The organism is Streptomyces sp. SS7, assembly GCF_037993025.1.
Lineage (GTDB): Bacteria > Actinomycetota > Actinomycetes > Streptomycetales > Streptomycetaceae > Streptomyces.
Genome location: NZ_CP141223.1, coordinates 1,848,696 through 1,868,019 on the forward strand (window position 1 = coordinate 1,848,696; position 19,324 = coordinate 1,868,019).

At 74.3% G+C, this 19,324-nt stretch carries 17 protein-coding genes; 10 read left to right on the forward strand and 7 right to left on the reverse strand.

Going from position 1 to position 19,324, the window contains the following annotated elements:
* Positions 1-15 precede the first annotated feature (15 nt).
* Together U5640_RS08325 and U5640_RS08330 are read left to right on the forward strand one after the other, a co-directional pair.
* A complete protein-coding gene (locus tag U5640_RS08325) occupies positions 16-873 on the forward strand; it encodes a slipin family protein (protein ID WP_340375146.1) in 858 nt (285 codons plus the stop codon).
* A 76-nt stretch (positions 874-949) separates the two neighbouring features.
* Positions 950-1,819, forward strand: a complete 870-nt coding sequence (locus U5640_RS08330) for a polysaccharide deacetylase family protein (protein ID WP_340375147.1) — start codon at positions 950-952, stop codon at positions 1,817-1,819.
* A gap of 9 nt (positions 1,820-1,828) precedes the next feature.
* Here U5640_RS08330 and U5640_RS08335 read toward each other — a convergent pair whose 3' ends face one another.
* The gene (locus U5640_RS08335) at positions 1,829-2,500 is read right to left on the reverse strand and encodes an ABC transporter (protein ID WP_340375148.1); all 672 of its coding nucleotides are present in this window, start codon (positions 2,498-2,500) and stop codon (positions 1,829-1,831) included.
* The gene (locus U5640_RS08340) at positions 2,497-3,375 is read right to left on the reverse strand and encodes an ATP-binding cassette domain-containing protein (RefSeq protein ID WP_340375149.1); all 879 of its coding nucleotides are present in this window, start codon (positions 3,373-3,375) and stop codon (positions 2,497-2,499) included. Before U5640_RS08340 ends, U5640_RS08335 begins: the two co-directional genes overlap by 4 nt.
* Before the next feature lie 93 nt (positions 3,376-3,468).
* Here U5640_RS08340 and U5640_RS08345 point away from each other — a divergent pair, with 93 nt between their 5' ends.
* From U5640_RS08345 to U5640_RS08365, 5 genes are all read left to right on the forward strand, one after another.
* Positions 3,469-4,170, forward strand: coding sequence for a peptidyl-tRNA hydrolase (locus U5640_RS08345; protein WP_340375150.1), 702 nt, complete (start codon positions 3,469-3,471; stop codon positions 4,168-4,170).
* Between the two features lie 331 nt (positions 4,171-4,501).
* Positions 4,502-6,034 carry a DUF692 domain-containing protein gene (locus tag U5640_RS08350; RefSeq protein ID WP_340375151.1) on the forward strand — a complete coding sequence of 511 codons (1,533 nt, stop codon included), beginning with the start codon at positions 4,502-4,504 and terminating at the stop codon, positions 6,032-6,034.
* 112 nt (positions 6,035-6,146) lie between these two features.
* A complete protein-coding gene (locus tag U5640_RS08355) occupies positions 6,147-6,857 on the forward strand; it encodes a DUF4142 domain-containing protein (RefSeq protein ID WP_340375152.1) in 711 nt (236 codons plus the stop codon).
* A 90-nt stretch (positions 6,858-6,947) separates the two neighbouring features.
* Positions 6,948-7,742, forward strand: coding sequence for a TIGR04222 domain-containing membrane protein (locus U5640_RS08360; RefSeq protein ID WP_340375153.1), 795 nt, complete (start codon positions 6,948-6,950; stop codon positions 7,740-7,742).
* A gap of 131 nt (positions 7,743-7,873) precedes the next feature.
* Positions 7,874-9,481: an alpha/beta hydrolase gene (locus U5640_RS08365; RefSeq protein ID WP_340375154.1), complete on the forward strand. Its 1,608-nt coding sequence runs from the start codon at positions 7,874-7,876 to the stop codon at positions 9,479-9,481.
* 66 nt (positions 9,482-9,547) lie between these two features.
* Here the strand turns inward: U5640_RS08365 and hemQ are convergent, their stop codons facing one another.
* Together hemQ and hemG are read right to left on the reverse strand one after the other, a co-directional pair.
* Positions 9,548-10,279 carry a hydrogen peroxide-dependent heme synthase gene (gene hemQ, locus U5640_RS08370; RefSeq protein ID WP_067246835.1) on the reverse strand — a complete coding sequence of 244 codons (732 nt, stop codon included), beginning with the start codon at positions 10,277-10,279 and terminating at the stop codon, positions 9,548-9,550.
* Between the two features lie 5 nt (positions 10,280-10,284).
* Entirely contained in the window at positions 10,285-11,739 is a 1,455-nt protein-coding gene (gene hemG, locus U5640_RS08375) for a protoporphyrinogen oxidase (protein WP_340375155.1), read from the reverse strand.
* Between the two features lie 158 nt (positions 11,740-11,897).
* Here hemG and U5640_RS08380 point away from each other — a divergent pair, with 158 nt between their 5' ends.
* Positions 11,898-12,791, forward strand: coding sequence for a DUF4349 domain-containing protein (locus U5640_RS08380; protein WP_340375156.1), 894 nt, complete (start codon positions 11,898-11,900; stop codon positions 12,789-12,791).
* Between the two features lie 27 nt (positions 12,792-12,818).
* The gene (locus U5640_RS08385; protein WP_340375157.1) at positions 12,819-14,213 is read left to right on the forward strand and encodes an FAD-dependent oxidoreductase; all 1,395 of its coding nucleotides are present in this window, start codon (positions 12,819-12,821) and stop codon (positions 14,211-14,213) included.
* A 68-nt stretch (positions 14,214-14,281) separates the two neighbouring features.
* Here U5640_RS08385 and U5640_RS08390 read toward each other — a convergent pair whose 3' ends face one another.
* Positions 14,282-14,551, reverse strand: a complete 270-nt coding sequence (locus U5640_RS08390) for a hypothetical protein (protein WP_340375158.1) — start codon at positions 14,549-14,551, stop codon at positions 14,282-14,284.
* Between the two features lie 125 nt (positions 14,552-14,676).
* Here U5640_RS08390 and U5640_RS08395 point away from each other — a divergent pair, with 125 nt between their 5' ends.
* Entirely contained in the window at positions 14,677-15,483 is an 807-nt protein-coding gene (locus U5640_RS08395; protein ID WP_340375159.1) for a rhomboid family intramembrane serine protease, read from the forward strand.
* A 92-nt stretch (positions 15,484-15,575) separates the two neighbouring features.
* Here U5640_RS08395 and U5640_RS08400 read toward each other — a convergent pair whose 3' ends face one another.
* Together U5640_RS08400 and fxsT are read right to left on the reverse strand one after the other, a co-directional pair.
* Positions 15,576-16,859 carry a P-loop NTPase fold protein gene (locus U5640_RS08400; protein ID WP_340375160.1) on the reverse strand — a complete coding sequence of 428 codons (1,284 nt, stop codon included), beginning with the start codon at positions 16,857-16,859 and terminating at the stop codon, positions 15,576-15,578.
* 47 nt (positions 16,860-16,906) lie between these two features.
* A complete protein-coding gene (gene fxsT / locus U5640_RS08405) occupies positions 16,907-19,321 on the reverse strand; it encodes an FxSxx-COOH system tetratricopeptide repeat protein (RefSeq protein WP_340375161.1) in 2,415 nt (804 codons plus the stop codon).
* Positions 19,322-19,324 lie beyond the last annotated feature (3 nt).

The window sequence follows — 19,324 nt, forward strand, 5'->3', positions numbered from 1 at the left end:
GTCTGGGAGGTCGTCATGCTCGAGGAAGTACTCGGCGCGGTCCTGGCGGCCGGCGCGGCGGGCCTGGTCTATTTCGGGGCGGCGGCGCGGGTCGTCAAGCAGTACGAGCGCGGGGTCGTGCTCCGGCTGGGCCGGCTGCGCGGGGAGACCCGCGCGCCGGGGTTCACCACGGTCATCCCCGGCGTGGACCGGCTGCACAAGGTCAACATGCAGATCGTGACCATGCCCATTCCGGCCCAGGAGGGCATCACCCGCGACAACGTGACCGTGCGGGTCGACGCGGTGGTCTACTTCCGGGTCGTGGACGCGGCCGCCGCGGTCATCAACGTCGAGGACTACCGGTTCGCCGTCTCCCAGATGGCGCAGACCTCACTGCGTTCGATCATCGGCAAGAGCGAGCTGGACGACCTGCTGTCGAACCGGGAGAAGCTCAACGAGGGCCTGGAGCTGATGATCGACAGCCCGGCCATCGGCTGGGGCGTGCAGATCGACCGGGTCGAGATCAAGGACGTGTCCCTGCCGGACGCCATGAAGCGTTCCATGGCCCGCCAGGCCGAGGCGGACCGGGAGCGCCGGGCGCGGATCATCAACGCGGACGCGGAGCTGCAGGCGTCGAAGAAGCTCGCCGAGGCGGCCCAGCAGATGGCGGACACCCCGTCCGCGCTCCAGCTGCGGCTGCTGCAGACGGTGATGGCGGTGGCGGCGGAGAAGAACTCCACACTGGTGCTGCCCATCCCGGTGGAGCTGCTGCGCTTCCTGGAGCGGGCCCCGCAGCCGCCGGGCCCGCCCACGGACCAGCCCCCTCCGCAACCGCCCCTCGAACCCCTGCCGCCGCCTCCGCCGCCCCCTTCTCCTCCGGCGGCGGACGAATGACGCCGGAGGACGGGCCACGGCCCGTGTCGGAGTCCTATTGTCATAACTAAGACGCGGTCTCTCGTATGTTCGTACGGTGATCATTCCTGTACGTCGTCTGGCCGCCGTCTGTGCCCTCGGCGCGGCGCTCACCGCCTGCGGCACCTCCACGGCCCCGCAGGCCGCCCGCCCGTCCGCCTCCGCCTCGGCGCCCGCTCCGCCCGCCAACGAGCCCGCCACCGAGCCCTCCCGGGCGCCGACGCTGGCCCCCGGCCCGGCCGGACTCACCCCGGTGTTCACGAACGGTCCGCGCACACTCGGCAAGACCGTCGCCCTCACCTTCGACGCCGACATGACCGCCGACCAGGGACCGCGGGCGGCGGCCGGGGAGCACTTCGACAATCCGGGGCTGATCTCGGCGCTGCGCGGACTGAAGGTGCCCGCCACCGTGTTCATGACCGGGCGGTGGGCCGAGGAGTACCCGGCCGAGGCACGCTCCATCGGGCGGGACCCGCTGTTCGAGGTCGCCAACCACTCCTACAGCCACTACGCGTTCACCGGCGACTGCTACGGCCTGCCGACCGTCGCCGAGGACCGGATGCGGGCGGACGTGGAGCGGGCGTACACCGCCTTCCGCACGGCGGGGGTTCCCGACGCGATGCCGTACTTCCGGTTCCCCGGCGGCTGTTACGACCGGCGGGCGCTGCGCGCGGTCAGCGGACTCGGGGTGACCGCGGTGCAGTGGGACGTGGTCAGCGGGGACGCGTTCGCCACGGACGCCGACGCGGTGGCCCGGGAGGTGCTGGACGGGGTGCGGCCGGGGTCCGTGGTGGTCATGCACTGCACCCGCAGCGCCGCGCCGGTGACCGAGCGGGCGGTACGGGCGATCGTCCCCGAGCTGCGACGGCGGGGGTACCGGTTCGTGAAGGTGTCCGAGCTGATCGGGGCCGTACGGACGTCGTCGTGAGCCGGCGGTTCAGGATGCTCTGCGGGAGGTGAGCGCGCAGGCCGCCGCGACGGCGGCGGCCGTGACGAGTACGGCGGCGAGCGACGGCAGCAGCGGGAGGCTGACCGTCGCCGAGCGGGAGCCGGTGACCAGACCGGTGACCGCCGCGTGGGCCGGGGAGCCGCTCATCACCAGCGCCATGAGGGCCGCCAGCAGCAGCGTCGGGACGGCCCGGCCCGTGGAGCGCAGGACCGGCGGGGCGGTGAGGGCGCCGACGGCCGTGCCGAGCAGGGCGCAGGTCAGCACGGCCAGGAAGCCGGCCGCGGCGGCCGCGGGCACGGGGACGCGGTGCTGGTGGTCCGCGCCGACCGGGTCGCTGATGTACACGACCGCCGCCGTGGCGACCGTACCCAGGAGCACGGCCGTGCCGAGAGCGGTCAGCACGGCGGCCAGGTGCGCCCGTGCGGGGCCGGCCGCCGCGGCCACGACCGTCCGGGCGGCCGGGGGCTCGCCGAGGACGCAGATCCGCACCAGCCAGGCGGCGGTGGGCAGGAGCACGGCGGCCGTCCAGCCGAGCGAGTCCAGCAGCGGCTGGCCGCCCTGCACCCCGACGCCGAGGACGACGACGTAGAGCAGGAACGGCGGCAGCCAGCGCTGGGAGCGCAGGAGCAGGGCGGTCCGGTAGCGCAGCAGGGCGGTCATCGGGGGCCTTCGGGGTCGGACGGGCGCACGCTCATCACGTGGTACGGCGGGCGGGCGGTCAGCAGGGCGCGCAGGACGACGTCGGAGTGGGAGGCGGGGACGGTGAGACGGTGGGTGCGGTCGGCCGTCTGCTCGGCCGCGGTGGCCCTGCCCACCGCCTCCGCCGGGAGGGGCGCGGGGCCCCGCACCTCGATCGTGGTGTGCGGACCCGCGGGGGCGGCGGCCGGTCCACGGCCGTCGCCTCCCCCTCCTGAGGTACGGCGGTGCAGTGTGCCGTCGCGGACCGTGTGCACGGCGTCCGTGGTGCCGGTGAGGCGGCGGGGGTCGTGGTCGACGAAGACGACCGCGGCACCGGCCGCCGTGCGTTCGGCGACCGCCCTCTCCAGTTCGGCGCGCGCTTCGGTGTCCAGGCCGGTCCACGCCTCGTCCAGGATCAGCAACTCCGGTTCGGCGAGGAGGGCTTGGGCCACGGCGACCTTCTGGCTGCTGCCCTTCGACAGCTGGGACATCGGGGTGCGGGCGTGCGCGGCGGCGCCGAAGCGGTCCAGCCAGTCGGCCGCGGCGCGGGCGGCCGCCGGCCGGGACAGACCGTGGACCGCGCCGAGGTGGGTGAGGTAGTCGAGGGCGGTGAAGGGAAGGGCCGCCGGGAAGCGCTCGGGGACGTACGCCGTGCGCGGCCGGCCGCTCACCCGGCCCTCGGTCGGGGCGTCGATGCGGGCCAGGAGGCGCAGGAGGGTGGATTTCCCGGTGCCGTTGGGGCCTTCGATGCGGGTCAGGGTGGCGGGGGCGATGTGCAGGTCGATGTGGCGGACGACCCACGGGCCGCGTAAGCCGTAACGGCGGCCGGCGTCGGTGAGGTGCAGGGCGCGGTCCATGGAAGGTCATCCTGTCGCATCGCGTGTGCGGGCCGGTGCGGGGCCGGTCACGCGGTTCCCCGCGCCCCCGGGCGGGTCCAGTAGCCTGCGCCTGTGAGTGAGAGTCCCTTCCAGACCGAGCCCAACCCCCGTGACCAGGCTCCCCAGTACGTCCTTCCCCTCGTCGTCCGCGTGGAGAAGAGCGCGCCGCCCGCTCGGACCGACGCGCTCGAGACCGCCGCTCGGGCCGTGCTCGTCCTGCTCTGCGACGAGAGGTCGCTGGGCGACGGCGCATGGGCGCGTGCCGTGCGGGACTGGCAGGACGCTCGGATCCGCAAGGTCGTGCGGCGGGCCCGTGGCGCCGAGTGGCGGCGGGCCGAGGCGCTGGACGGGATCACCGTCGGCGGGAAGACCGCCGAGGTGCGGGTGTTCCCGCCGGTGCCGCTCGACGGGTGGCCGAAGGATCTGGCGCGGCTCCAGGTCTCCGGGACCGATCTCGACGACCCGGAGCCGCCGGCCGCGGCCGACCCCGCGGTCCCGGTCATCTGGCTCAACCCGGAGCTGCGGATGTCCGCCGGGAAGGCCATGGCCCAGGCCGGGCACGGAGCCCAGCTCGCCTGGTGGGAGCTGTCGGAGGAGGAGCGGGACGCCTGGCGCGCGTCCGGTTTCGCGCTCGCCGTGCGCACCGCCGACCCCGCGCGGTGGCGGGAGCTGACGACGAGCGGGCTGCCGCTGGTGCGGGACGCGGGGTTCACCGAGATCCCCCCGGGCTCGGCCACGGTCGTCGCGGATCACCCCGCCCTGCGCACCCGCTGATCCGCGGCGTCCGGCGGCTTCGTGCATCGGCGCCACGCCGGGGGCACGCGATACGGCCGGGACCGACGGCGACACCACGCGCGGAGTGCAGGAGTTCCCAGGGCGCACTGACAGCCCCTCGGGCTCGGCCCACGGTCGTCGCGGATCACCCCGCCCTGCGCACCCGGTGATCGCGGCGTCCGGCGACTTCGTGGGTCGGCGCCCGCCGGGGGCATCGAGCGTCCGGCCGAACCTCAAATGTAGCTCTGAAGGTGGGCGCCGGGTGGTTCGGCGGTCGACGGCGGGGTCATACCACCGTCACCACCGAGGGGGGACCAAGGAGGCGGTGACCATGGCACGACTGGGAACGGGCATAGGCTGGCGGCCGGAGATCGCGGACGCGGTGGAGCGGATGCCGGGCATCGACTGGGTCGAGGTCGTGGCGGAGAACACCTGCCCCGGACACCTCCCCGCGTCCCTCACCCGGCTGCGTGAGCGCGGGGTCACCGTGGTCCCGCACGGCGTCGGTCTGGGGCTCGGCGGCGCCGAACGGCCCGACGAGGGACGGCTCGCGGCCCTCGCCGAGCGCGCCTCGGTCCTGGGGTCGCCGCTGGTCACCGAGCACATCGCGTTCGTCCGCGCGGGCGGCCCGCTGACCGCGACCGGGCGTCTGGAGGCCGGTCATCTGCTGCCGGTACCGCGCACCCGGGACGCCCTCGACGTGCTCTGCGAGAACGTCCGGATCGCCCAGGACGCGCTGCCCGTCCCGCTGGCCGTGGAGAACATCGCCGCGCTGATCGCCTGGCCGGACGAGGAGATGACGGAGGGCCAGTTCCTGTACGAGCTGGCCGACCGGACGGGCGTACGGCTGCTGATCGACGTGGCGAACCTCCACACCAATCACGTCAACCGCGGCGAGGACCCCGCCGAGGCGCTCGGTGACCTGCCCGTGGAGGCCCTCGCCTACGTCCATGTCGCGGGCGGGTTCGTGCGGGACGGTGTCTGGCACGACAGCCACGCCCATCCCGTACCCCGTCCGGTCCTCGACATCCTGACCGACCTCGCGTCCCGGGTCTCGCCGCCCGGGGTGCTGCTGGAGCGCGACGACAATTTCCCGGAACCCGCCCTGCTGGAGCAGGAGTTGGAAGCGATCCGGGAGGCGGTGCGGGACGGGGAGCGGCTCGCGGTCAAGCGGGAGCTGGTCCGGCTCGGCCGGGACGCGCGGGCGGCGGCCCGGGCCGGTCGGGGCGGACGCCTCGGGCGGGGCGCGCCGAGGGAACGAGTCGGCGCGAGCGCAGTCGGTGGCGGTGCCGGCGGTGGCCGAGGCGGCGGGACGGGAACGGCGGTCGCCCTGGCACCCGCCCCCGTTCCTTCACCCGCTCCCGCCCTCACCCCCGGCGTCGGCACAAGAACAGGCACCAACACCAGCACCGGCACCGGCACCGGCACCGGCACCGGCACCGGCGTAAGCGACGCGACCCGGCAGCGGCTCGGGCTGGCCCAGGCCGCGCTGCTGTCCGCGCTCGTCGCGGGGACTCCCGTACCGGAGGGCTTCGACCGGGTGCGGATCGGGGTGCAGGCGCGGGCGCTGGCGGCGAAGCGGGCCGGGGTGGTGGCCAAGGTGGCGCCGGAGCTGCCGGTCATCCTCGGCGACGGCTACCGGGCGGCGTTCCTCGCGTACGCCCAGGGCCATCCGATGCGCGGCGGCTACCGGCAGGACGCCCTGGACTTCGTCGAGCGGGTGCTCCTCGACGGCCCGCAGGCGCGGGGGCGCGTCCGACGGGAGCTGCGCACCTGGTGGCGGGACCGGTCGGGGCCGGCGCCGCGGCCGGGGTCGCGGCTGGTCCGGGCGGCGCGGAGAGGCCGGGAGCTGATCGGGCGCTAGGGGGTGTTCACCGTTCCCTCACCCCAGGGCGGAGGTCAGGTTTCCTCGGCAGTAATATTCCTTCTCGCGCCCCGGACGCACTGGCGTGCGGTGCCGTGAGCAGGAGGCCCCCATGCGACCGCGACCGCCCGTCAAGGGCAGAGGCATCTTCAGCGGGACCGGGATCATCGTCACGGGTCTGGCCGCGACCTGCGTGGCGTTGTTCATCCCCGTCGCGTCGTACTCGAACCAGTCGCCGGCCGGGGCGGCCGGGGCGGACGTCCTGAACGCGCAGACCGTGCTCACGCAGTACGGTGCGCTGTCGCCGCTGGACCGGGAGTTCGTCACGAAGGTCCGGCTGGCCGGGCTGTGGGAGCTGCCCGCCGGGCAGCTGGCGCAGCGGAAGGGCACGACCGCGGCCGTACGGACGGCCGGGCAGCACCTCGTCCAGGGGCACCTGTTCCTGGACGAGCGGGTGCGGGACGTGGCGGCGAAGCTGGGGGTCGGTCTGCCGAACGAGCCCAGCGACCAGCAGAAGGCCTGGCTGGCGGAGCTGAACGCGGCGCAGGGCGTGGACTTCGACCGGAAGTTCGCCAACATCCTGCGGCTGGCGCACGGCCGGGTGTTCACCGTGGTGGCGCAGGTGCGGGCCGGTACCCAGAACTCGCTGGTGCGGGCGCTCGCCGACGACGCCAACACGACCGTCCTCGATCACATCGAGATCCTGGAGGCCACCGGGTACGTCGACTTCGAGGCCCTGGCCCGGGACCTCGCGGCGACCGGCACGCCCTCGCCCACGGCCACCCCCGGGGTCGTGGTGCCGCTGACGCCGTCGCCGTCCTGAGCCGAGCGGAACGTCACCTACCCGCAACGCTCCGTCCGCATGATGAACAGGGCATGGTGTTTTCCCGTGTACACGGCATAGAAAAGTGTCATGTTCTGGGTACTTCTCCTGCTGCTGGCCTGGGCGGCCGCGGGCACGGCGTGCACCCGGCTGTGCCTGGCCGCCGTCCGCGCGGCGGCTGTGGACACCACGGACGCGGGCGCGGGCCGCGGGCACGACCTGACGCTCTACGAGGCGGCCTTCCTGTCCGGCGGGCCCGGCCGGGTCGCCGATCTGACGATGGTGTCGATGGCCCGGCAGCGGCGGCTGCTGCTCGCCCGCACCGGCTGGGCGACCGTCGTGGACCCGCGCGGGCGCGACGAGATGGAGCGGTCGGTGATCGGCGCCATCGGGCCCGGGGGACAGTCGCGGATCGCTCCGGCGCGGGCCGGGGCGGCGTCCGCCGCCGCGGTGCGCGGTCTCGCCGACCGGCTGGTCGGCGCGGGGCTCGCGCTGCCCGACGGGGCCCGTACGACTGTCGAGGCGGGGGTGCGCCAGGTGCGGCTGGCGGCCGGGTTCGTGCCGGTGGTGGGCGCGGTCGCGCTGCTGATGCCGGTGCCCTCCGACGGTACGGGGATGCCGCGCGGGCTGATCGCGCTGTGGTTCGCGCTGCCCCTGGCGCTGACCCTGAGCTGTCTTGCGATAGCGCGGGTCGAGGTGCCCCCCTACGCGCGCTGGGCCTCGCCGGCCGGGCAGCGGCTGCTGGGCACCCTGGCCCGGCGGACCGGCGCCCGGGACGGCGCCGCGGACGACGACCGTTCGTACCTGACGTCCGTGGCCGTTCTCGGCATCCGCGCGGTCGACGAGCCCGATCTGCGCGCAGCGTTCGCCCATCGCGAGCCCTGACCCCTGCGCGTCCCCCTTCCCGGGGGCGCACTTGGAGCATTGGCGCCGACACCCGCAGGCGGTGCTTGCCTTGCCTCACGGCCGTACGAAACATCCCTTCTGTCTCCGCCGCGCACCGAAGGGACACGCGCATGAGAGCCGCCGCGCTCTACTCGGCCATGGGAGCCCTGCTCCTGACCACCCTCTCCGCCGCCCCCGCCGGGGGCCTTCCCACCACCCCGGGCGGCCCCGGCTCGCCCCGGGCCGGTGCCGCTGCCGCCGGTGTCGCGCTCGCCGCCGCACGGGCCGCCGCACGGGGCATCGCCTTCGGCAGGTGTTCCGACGCCGAGGACCTGCCCGGCAGCATGGAGTGCGGCACGGTCGGCGTCCCACTCGACTACGGGCGTCCCGACGGCCGGCAGATCGCACTGACCGTCAGCCGGGTCAGGGCCACCCAGCACGACCCGCACAACAGCAAGCACCGGGTGCCCCGCAAGGGCGCGCTGGTCTTCAACCCGGGCGGACCGGGCGGCTCCGGGCTGTACTTCCCGCTGGCCGGCCTGCTGCCGGAGTGGAAGCGCATCGGCGCGGCGTACGACCTCGTCGGCTACGACCCGCGCGGCGTCGGCCGCTCCGCCCCGGTGTCCTGCCAGGCCCCCGAGGCGTTCTTCAAGGGCCCCTCCGAGGCGCCCGTCCACCCCTCCGAGTCGTACAAGCGGGAGCGGATCGCCGAGGCGAAGGCGTACGCGCGCGGCTGCGCCGAGCGGACCGGCAGCGGACTGCGGCACTACAACTCCCTCAACAACGCCCGTGACCTGGACGTCCTGCGGGCCGCGCTGGGCGAGAGGCAGCTGACGTTCATGGGGGCGTCGTACGGCACCTACTTCGGGGCGGTGTACGCGACCCTGTTCCCCTCGCACGTACGGCGGATGGTGTTCGACGCCGCGGTCAACCCGGCCCCGGAGCGGATCTGGTACCGCAACAACCTCGACCAGTCGGTGGCGTTCGAGAGCCGCTGGACCGACTTCCGGGAGTGGGTCGCCAAGCACGACTCGGTGTACCGGCTGGGCGACACGTCCGAGAAGGTGCTGGCCGCCTATGAGCGGGCCCGGGAGCGGCTGGCGGCGGAGCCGGCCGGCGGGAAGGTGGGACCGGCGCAGCTCCAGAGCGCGTTCCTGCAGGCCGCGTACTACGACGACTACTGGCCGTACCGGGCGCAGGCGCTGTCGGACTATCTGCGGGGCGACCCGAAGGAACTGATCGCGCAGGCGGGGCCGGTGACCGAGTCCGCGGCCGAGTCGGAGAACTCCGCCGCCGTCTACACGGCCGTGGAGTGCAACGACGGGCCCTGGCCGACGGACTGGAAGGTGTGGGACCGCGACAACACCCGGCTCGCGCGCGTGGCGCCGTTCGAGACGTGGGACAACGTGTGGGCCAACCTGCCCTGCGCGTACTGGCCGGCCGCCCGGCAGAAGCCGGTGGACGTACGGACCGGGCCCGGTGAGCTGCCGCCCACGCTGATCCTCGCGGCCGAACGGGACGCCGCCGCGCCGTACGACGGGGCGCTGGAGATGCAGCGGCGGCTGTCGGGGGCGGTGCTGGTGACCGAGCGGGACTCGGGGACGCACGGGATCGCCGGAGGGCCGAACCCGTGCGTCAACGGGCACGTCGAGGCGTATCTGCTGGAGGACCGCCTGCCGGCCCGGCGTGCCGCGTGCGCGGGGCACGCCGAACCGCGGGCGAGCGCGCCGAAGAAGTGAGGTCGTGGGGAACCGTGGGCCGGCGGTGGCCGGTCGCGCGGTTCCCCACGACCCTTTCGGGGGCGCTTACGCGAGGCCCGCCACCAGCTCCGCCACCGACTTGCGGCGGCCCGTGTAGAAGGGGACCTCCTCGCGGACGTGCATCCGTGCCTCCGAGGCGCGCAGGTGGCGCATGAGGTCGACGATGCGGTACAGCTCGTCGGCCTCGAAGGCGAGGATCCACTCGTAGTCGCCGAGGGAGAAGGACGCGACCGTGTTGGCGCGGACGTCCGGATAGCCGCGGGCCATCTTGCCGTGGTCGGCGAGCATCCGGCGCCGGTCCTCGTCGGGCAGCAGGTACCAGTCGTAGCTGCGGACGAAGGGGTAGACGCTCACGTAGTCGCGGGGCGTCTCGTCGGCGAGGAACGCCGGGATGTGGGAGCGGTTGAACTCGGCGGGGCGGTGCAGCGCCATGTTCGACCAGACCGGCTCCAGGGCGCGGCCCAGCCGGGTGCGGCGGAACAGGTTGTACGCCTCCTGGAGCTGGTCGCTGGTCTCGGCGTGCCACCAGATCATGATGTCGGCGTCGGCGCGCAGGCCGGAGACGTCGTACGTGCCGCGGACCGTCACGTCCTTGGCGGCGAGCTGGTCGAACAGCTCCTGGACCTCGTCGGCGTAGCCCGTACGGTCCTCGGGCAGCACGTCCTTCAGCCTGAAGACCGACCACAGCGTGTAGCGGATGACCTCGTTGAGGTCCTTGGCCAGCTTGCCCTTGTTCGGGATCCTGCCGGACTCGGTGGTGGGGGCGTCGTCACTCATGGTTCTCATTCTCCTGCTCCGCCGTGCAGACTTTGCACCGGGTGGGCGGTGAGCTCCTGTACGGCGCTCAGGTCGCCGTGGATCTGGTCGACGGCCGCGTGGGCGCTCGCGATGCAGGCGGGGACGCCGACGCCGTCGTACTGCGCGCCGCACACCGCGAGGCCGGGGAGCTTCGCCACGTGCGCGCGGACGCGGGCCACGCGCGCGTGGTGGCCGACGGGGTACTGGGGCAGGCCGTCCGTCCAGCGGGTGACCCGGGTCCGCAGGGGCGTGGCGGTCAAACCGGTGGCCTCGCGCAGGTCGTGGCGGGAGACCTCGACGAGACCGGCGTCGTCGCGGCCGAGGATCTCCGTCTCGCCGTACCTCCCGACGGAGGTGCGCAGCACGAGCACGTCCGGGTCGTCGCCGGCGATCCAGCCCCACTTCTGCGAGGCGAACGTCGACGCCTTGATGGTGCGGCCGTCGACCGGCGGGACGAGGAAGCCGCTGCCCTCGGGCAGGGCGGCCTCGGAGCGGCGGTAGGCGAGGGTGACCAGGGCCATCGAGGCGTATTCGACGGTGCGCAGCTCGGCGGCGGCGGCCGGGGACTCGGCGGCCAGCAGGGTGGCGGCGGCGGGCGCGGGCACGGCGAGGACCACGGCGTCCGCGTGCAGCGTGCGCCCGGCGGCGGTGATCCGCCAGCGGTCCGGTTCGCGGCGCAGGCCGGTGACGGGCACGCGCGTGTGGATCTCGCCGCCCCGGGCGCGGACCGACTCGGCGACCGCGAGCGGCAGCCGGCCCACTCCGCCCTCGATACCCATGAAGACCGGGCCGGTCTGCTGCTGGGCGGCCGCCTGGGCCTGGATCTCGCGGACGGCCCCGGTGAGCGAGGTGTGGGTGAGCGCCGCCCGGTAGAGCTGCGGTACGGCAGAGCGCATCGAGATGCGGTAGGCGTCACCGGCGTACACCCCGCCCAGGAGGGGTTCGATCAGGCGGTCGACGACCTCCCGGCCCAGGCGGGCCGCCACGTACTCGCCGACCGCGACGTCCTCGCCGACCTCCGTGCGCGGCAGGTCGGCGTCGCGCTCGATGCGGGCGAGTCCCTCCTCGGACAGCACGCCGGACAGGGCGGCCGCGGTGCCGGGGACGCCCATCACATGGCCCTTGGGCATGGGGCGCAGGGCGCCGCGGGTCCAGATCGAGGCGGTGGCGGTGGCGGGCGGCTGCAACAGGTCGGTCAGTCCCGTCTCACGGGCGAGGGCGACCGCCTCGGGGCGGCGGGCCAGCAGCGACTCGGCGCCGAGGTCCACGCGGACGCCCGCGATCTCACCCGGCAGCAGCTTGCCGCCGACCCGCTCGGAGGCCTCCAGCACGGTCACCCGCGCCCCGCGCGCCAGCAGCCGGTGGGCGGCGGCCAGGCCGGCGATGCCGGCTCCGATGACGACGACGTGCTGCCCCGCACGCGGACCCGTTGCGCTCATGCCCCCCACTCTCTCAGACCCCACCGGCACCGCCGCCAGGGCCATGTGGCCCCGCCGAGTCCCGACCGTGACCGCTTCGGAACCGATTCCGTCCAACGTCCCGGGCCGCCCCGGCGTCGAAGGAGCGTCAGTCGTCTCAGCCCTCGGGGGTACGCCACATGCACGCACGACGATCCGCACGGCCCGTCCACGCCCTGGCGGGCGTCCTGCTCGCCGCGGCGCTCGCCCTCACCGGGTGCAGCAGCGCGAGCGACTCCGGGGGCAACGGCTCGAGCCTCGCCGACAAGGCCGCCGCCGGCGAGGTCGGCCGGTCCGACGCCAAGGCGGGCGCCGGGACGAGCGGCTCCCAGGCCTCACCCGTGCCGAAGCTCACCGCGAACCGCATCATCCGCACCGCCTCGCTGAGCGTGCGGGTCAAGAACGTCCCCAAGGCGCTCGACGAGGCCCGTACGGCCACCGAGAACGCGGGCGGTTACGTCGGCGACGAGACCACCAGCCGGGACGGGGACGGCACCGAGCGCACCCGGGTCGTCCTGCGCGTGCCGGTCGAGCGGTACGACGAGGTGCTCGCCGGGCTCCAGGGCACGGGCGAGCTGCTGGAGCGCACGGCGAAGGCCCAGGACGTCACCGACCAGGTCGTCGACGTCGAGAGCCGCATCACGTCCCAGCGGGCCAGCGTCGCCCGGATCCGTGAACTCATGGACCGGGCCACCAAGCTGAGCGATGTGGTCACCCTGGAGGGTGAACTGAGCAGCCGGGAGGCCGACCTGGAGGCGCTGCTCGCCCAGCAGGCGTCGCTGAAGGACCGCACGAGTCTGGCGACGATCACGCTGAGCCTGTCGGAGAAGCCGGCCCCGAAGGCGGCCGAGGACGACGGCCCCGGCTTCCTGGACGCGCTGGCGGGCGGCTGGGACGCGTTCGTGGGCGTGCTGCGCTGGATCGCCGTGGTGTTCGGCGCGGTGCTGCCGTTCCTCGTGCCGGCCGTGCTGCTCGTCCTGGCCTGGCTGCGGCTGTCGCGCCGCCGGGCGCGGGGCGGGCCCGAGGGGGACTGAAGTACGCCTTCCCCGTAGCGTGTTCGTATGAGCATGCCTGCGCGGGAACGACTGGTCGTGATCGGCGGGGACGCGGCGGGCATGTCCGCTGCGTCCCAGGCCCGCCGTCTCAAGGGGCCGGAGGAGCTGGAGATCGTCGCCTTCGAGCGCGGCCACTTCACCTCGTACTCGGCGTGCGGGATCCCGTACTGGGTGGGCGGCGACGTCACCGACCGGGACGAGCTGATCGCCCGCACCCCCGAGGAGCACCGCGCGCGCGGGATCGACCTGCGGCTGCGCACCGAGGTCACGGAGATCGACGTGCCCGGACGGCGGGTACGCGCGCGTGACGTGGACACCGGGGACACGTCCTGGACGTCGTACGACAAGCTCGTGATCGCGACCGGGGCCCGGCCGGTCCGCCCGGACCTGCCGGGCGTGGACGCCCCCGGCGTGCACGGGGTGCAGACGCTGGACGACGGCCAGGCGCTGCTGGACACGCTGGCCCGCGCACGGGGGAAGCGGGCCGTGGTCGTCGGAGCGGGGTACATCGGCGTCGAGATGGCCGAGGCGCTGATCAACCGCGGCTACGAGGTGACGGTCGTCAACCGCGGCAGCGAGCCGATGTCCACCCTGGACCCGGACATGGGCCGCCTGGTCCACCGGGCCATGGAGGGCCTCGGCATCACCATGGTCAACGACGCCGAGGTCACCGGGCTGACCACCGGCGACGACGGCCGGGTGCGGGCGGTGGTGACCCGGGACACCGCGTTCCCGGCGGACGTGGTCGTCCTCGGTATCGGCGTGCGCCCCGAGACCGCTCTCGCCAGGGCGGCCGGCCTGCCCCTGGGCCCGCACGGCGGGCTGCTCACCGACCTGGCGATGCGGGTGCGCGGCCACACCGACATCTGGGCGGGCGGCGACTGTGTGGAGGTCCTCGACCTGGTCTCCGGGCAGGAGCGCCACATCGCGCTCGGCACCCACGCCAACAAGCACGGCCAGGTCATCGGCACCAACGTCGGCGGCGGCTACGCCACCTTCCCCGGGGTCGTCGGCACCGCCGTCAGCAAGGTCTGCGACCTGGAGATCGCCCGTACCGGCCTGCGCGAGAAGGACGCGCGCAGGGTGGGCCTGCAGTACGAGACGGTCACCGTCGAGTCCACCAGCCGCGCCGGCTACTACCCCGGTGCCTCCCCCATGACGGTCAAGATGCTCGCCGAGCGGCGCACCGGCCGCCTCCTCGGCGTCCAGATCGTCGGCAGGGAGGGCGCGGCCAAGCGGGTCGACATCGCGGCGGTGGCCCTGACGGCCGGTATGACGGTGGACGGGATGACGGCCCTGGACCTGGGGTACGCCCCGCCGTTCAGCCCGGTCTGGGACCCGGTCCTGGTGGCCGCCCGCAAAGCGGCCGCGAGGCTGCGGGCGGCGGCGCAGCCCACGTGAGGGGGCGCGGGGACCCGTGCGACCGGTCCCCGCTCACCCGCACCCGGCACCGTTCCCCGCGCCTGCGCCTACGCCGTCCCGAGCCGCGGCAGCGCGGAGACCTGCGCCGCGGCAGCGACCTGCTCCGCCGGCTTCGCGTGCGCGGCGGACGCGGGCCGGGTCCGCAGCCGGTGCGACACGGCCTCGTCCAGCGTCACCGGGCGCTGCATCTGCGCGGCGAGCCGCCCGGCCTCCTGACCGAGCCGGGCCACGTCCTCCCACGGCAGCCGGATGACCAGGGCGATCTCCGCCTCGCCGTCGGGCGAGGCGTGCATGGTGGGGGTAACTCGGTCGTTCATCGTCTGTTCCTCACGTCGTCCCCGCGGTCCGCCTTCCCCGCACCGCGGGCGGTTGCCGGTTCATACGCGGCCGCCGCGGAGGGCGTTCACCGATTCGAGGAACGGATCGGGGGCAGTACTTCCTTGTGGTCATCCCCGTCCATGACGTGAACCCCGTGCGCCGCACGCCCGTGGTGACGTACGCGTTGATCGCGGCGAACGTGCTGGTCTTCTGGTTCATGCCGGGGCTGTCGGGCTCCGTGGCCGGCGACAGCGCCCTGGCGCAGACCTGCCATCTGCACGCCTTCCTGGAGCACTACGCCGCCGTGCCCCGCGAGTTGATCCACGATCAGCTCCCGCAGCTCGTGCCGACGGGCGGCGTCCGCGGCGGCGGCTGTGCGCTGGGCCCGCCGGACTACACCAAGTCACCGGTGCTGAGCGTGTTCACGGCGATGTTCCTGCACGGCGGCTGGCTGCACCTGCTGGGCAACATGCTGTTCCTGCTGATCTTCGGGAACAACATCGAGGACCGGATGGGCCACATCCGTTTCGCGCTGTTCTACGTCGCCTGCGGCTACGCGGCCTCGTACGGCTTCGCGCTGCTGAACGCCGACTCCACCGACCCGCTGATCGGCGCGTCCGGGGCGATCGCCGGGGTGCTCGGCGCCTACCTGGTGCTGTATCCGCGGGCCAGGGTGTGGGTCCTGGTGCCGTTCCTGGTCTTCCTGCCGCTGCGGCTGCCGGCCTGGCTGGTGCTGGGCTTCTGGTTCGGGCTCCAGGCGGTGTACTCCTCCGGCGAGGGGGTCTCGGAGGCGGGCACCGTGGCGTACGCGGCGCATGTCGTCGGCTTCCTCGCGGGCATGCTGCTGGCCTGGCCGCTCAAGCCGGGCACCCCGCCGCCCCCGGAGCCGCGCGGGCTGCTGTTCGGGCGGCGGGCGCGGCCGGGGTGGTGAGGTGCGGGCGGGCCGGTGAGGTGCGGCCGGGGTGGTGAGGTGCGGGCGGGCCGGTGAGGTGCGGCCGGGGGCCGCCCGGCGTCGCGGGTGGCTCAGTCGTGCGACGGCACGAGGTCGTCGGGACCGGCCGCGGCGCGGAGCGTCGTGATCATCGAGCGGACGGTCTGCCGGTCGGGCGCCGGCACCCCGAGGGAGCCGCGCTGGGTGAGCAGTTTCTCCAGGGCCCGGTCGGTGCCGAACGCGTGCAGCTCGGAGGGCAGTCCCGAGAGGAGCCGGGGGCGCTCCGCGGGGTCGTCCTGAACCTGACGGAAGTAGGTGGCCAGCGTGCCCCAGGACCTCGGCTCGGCGGCCAGCACGTGGAAGAACGCGCGATGCCGGCTGCGGATCACCTGGAGAACCGCCAGCTGCAGGTGGAACGCCCGGCCCAGCGAGGCTCCGCCCGCCTGGGCGATGCTGACCTCCATCGCCATGTTGAAGACGTTCACGAACCGCTTCAGCCGCCGCGGGTTCGCGCCCAGGCCGCGGCGCAGCAGCTCCCAGAAGGCCTCGTCGTCGATGGGCTGGTGGACGTACGGCGTGAAGGCCTCGCGCAGGGTGTCGAAGCCCACGTCCGGGAGGAAGAAGGGCAGTTGGACGATCTTGTCGAGGTAGGCCAGACCCGACACGACCTCGGCGGGCGCGTCCTTGAAGGCGTCGCCGAACTTGTTGGTGGCGACGGCGGCCAGCACGTCGAGGTCGAGGGCGAGGACGAACACGCACTGGGACTCGCCGAGGAACAGCTTGAGGGACTCCAGCACGGTCATCGCCGAGTCCGGGGTACAGCGGTCGAGGTCGTCGACGAAGACCACCAGCCGCCCGTCCTCGCCGACGAACTCCCGTACCGCGTCCCGGAAGTCGTTCTCGAACCGGTTGATCTGGCGGTACTGCTCGGCGTCGCCCCGGGACAGCGTGGTGAGCAGGGCGTCGACGTCGCTGCCCTTGATCATGCCGCCGGTGGCCGCCGAGGCGGCGGTGCCGAGTCCCGCGCGCACCGAGAGCCAGGTGGCGGCCCTGGCGAGCCGCAGGGCCTTCTCCTTCAGGCCCTCCTCGCCCTCCATCTCCGCCAGGATGGTGTGCAGCAGGGCCGCCCATACCTCGACCTTGCGGTCGTACTTCCAGGGGTTGAACCAGATGGTGCGTACCTTCCGGTCCTCCAGCCGCCGCTGCCACAGCCGCAGGAAGCTGGACTTCCCGGTGCCCCAGGAGCCGAACACGCCGACGGTGAGGGGCAGCGGCGTCGCCTGCTCGACGGCCGCGTGCAGCACGTCGACGTAGGGCTCGAAGCGGAAGGCGTCGTCGCCGAAGTCGGAGATGGGGTTGTCGGTCAGCGGGCGCAAGGCGGCTCCTTCGGAGGGCGGTACGGGTGGTGCGAGCGGTACGTGGTTCAGCGGGACGGGGTCGAGGGCGCGGACGGGGAGGGGGGCAGGGACGCGGACGGATGTTCGGCGTGGGCGCGCAGGGCGGCGATCCGGACGGGATCCGCGCCGAAGCGCCTGCCCCAGACGTCGAGTGCGGCCCGGGCCAGTCGGCCGGCGATCCGGGTGTCCCCGACGGCCGCGTGGTGGCCGATGACCGCGAGGACGAGGTCGTAGGTGTGCTCGGGCTGGGCGCGCAGGGCCGCGGGCAGGTCCAGCCGACGGGCGATCTCGGTCATCCGGGCCCGGCCGGACGGGGTGCCGGGGTCGGCGGGCAGCGCCGCCGCGAGCAGGCCCAGCGCGGCGTCCTCGGCCCTGGCGTACTCGTCGGGCCGCATGACCACTTGCCGCATCACGGTCTGCAGCGCGGGGTGCACCTCGACCGGTCCGCCCGAGCCTTCGACGGTGGCCAGGTCCTCGTCGGACAGCCGCATCAGGGCCAGGTGGAGGGCGACCTTGTCGTGCAGCACGCCGTCGGGGCCGGTGGAGGGCTTGGCCCCGGTCGCCGCGGACAGCAGTTCGTAGGGGACGGGGCCGGTGCCCAGGCAGCTGAGCACCCGCAGCAGTTCGGCGGCGTCCGCGTCGGCGGCGGCCAGTTCCGCCACGGCCTGCTGCCAGACGACGGCGAGCTTCACGTCGTAGTCGGGAAGTCCGTAGGCCAGCAGCAGCTTGGCGCAGAGCCGGTCGAAGGCGGCGAGGTGTTCGGCCACGTCGAGGCGGCGCTTGGACAGGGAGCGGCCCAACTGGATCAGCAGCGGCGGCAGACAGCCGGCCCGCTCGGCGACCTCGTACCCGTCGGCGTCGGTGAGCCAGGGCGCGCGGGCCCGCAGCAGGACGAGGCTCTCCCGTCTGCCCAGCGGGGCCACGCGTAACGGATGGGCCGTCTCCTCGGTCCAGCTGAGGTGACGGCTGGTGACCAGGATGTGGCCGGCGCCGAGCGGGAGCATCGGGACGAGCTGGGCCGGGGGGTCGGCGTTGTCGAGGACGAGCAGCCAGCCTCGGTCGACGCGGCCGGTGCGCAGCCGGTCGAGGACGTCCGCGACGGGGGCGAGGCCGTCGGGGCCCGGCGGCACGGACAGTTCGTCGCCGAGCCGGGCCAGGGAGAGGGCGAGTCCCCTGGCGTCGCGGGCCCGGGTCCACCAGACGAAGTCGTAGTCGCCCCGGTGGCGGTGCGCGTACTCCAGAGCCGTCTGGGTCTTGCCGACCCCGGCGAGGCCGTGCAGCACGCACAGTCCGTCGCCGTCGGAACGGTGCAGGGTGGAGCGGACGGTGTCCAGGAGTGCCGCACGCCCGACGAAGCGGTTGTTGCGGGCGGGCAGCTCGGAGCGGACGCGCAGGGCGGGGCCGTCGCGGCGGACGGCGTGCGCGAGCCGCACGGACGACGGCACCCTGCGCGCGTCGCGCGCCCAGGCCTCCCGCGGCAGGAACTGCTCGGCCAGGTCCCGGGAACGGCTCCTGTCGGAACGGGTCAGTGTCCCGGCGAGCAGGTCCGCCGCCCCGTCCACGAGGACGAGGGCGCGCTGCCCGCCGGCCTCGTGGTCGCGTTCGGGCGCGCGGACCAGCAGTCCGCTGTGGAAGACCTCCGCGACGGTGTCGTCCGCGTCCGGCAGCAGGCTGCGCTGTGTGGCGCCCATCAGGTCGAGAGTGACCAGCGGGGCGAGTGCCAGCAGGGCGGCGAGCCGGACCGCGGCAGGGCCCGCGACGGCTTCCAGCGTCCGGACCAGGGCGGCCGGTCCGGTCGGCGGGGCGACGGCGCCCAGGCCGTCCCAGGCGCCGGGTGCGAGGCCGAGGGGCATGCCCTCGCCGTCGTACCCTTCGGCCGTGCGGGCGGCCACGAGACGGGCCCAGTCGGTGAAGGACCGGCCGTCCTCCAGGCCCAGCACGGGCACGGCGCAGTCCGCCTCGAGGCCGGCGGCCTCCTCCAGACTGCCCGGCTGGAGTCCGCACGTCAGCCAGGCGGTGGGGGTGACGGGACGGGCCGCCGACCAGTGGAACGGGGCGAGCGGGACGCCCACCCGATGGCGCAGCGACGGGGGCAGGGGCTGGACGACAGCGGTGGCGCTGAAGCGGCACCAGTCGTCGAGCAGGGCGTGGGCGCGGCCGTCGTGCCAGGCGGGTGCCACACAGTCGCTCACCACCAGCAGGACCTGCTGTCCCGGGACGGGCCGCACGGTGTCGCCGGTCCGCGGCTCGCCCGGTGCGGCCAGGTCGACGGTCCGGACCCGGACGCCGGGGAACGGGCCCTGGCTCAGAGTCTCCCGCAGGTCGTGCACGGTGCGGGTCCACAGGTCCATCGACGGCGCCCGGTCGAGCACGAGGTCCAGGGTGAGGTGCGGGACACCGCCGAGGAGTCCCAGGGCGTGGCGGACGGCGCTCGGGTCCACGGG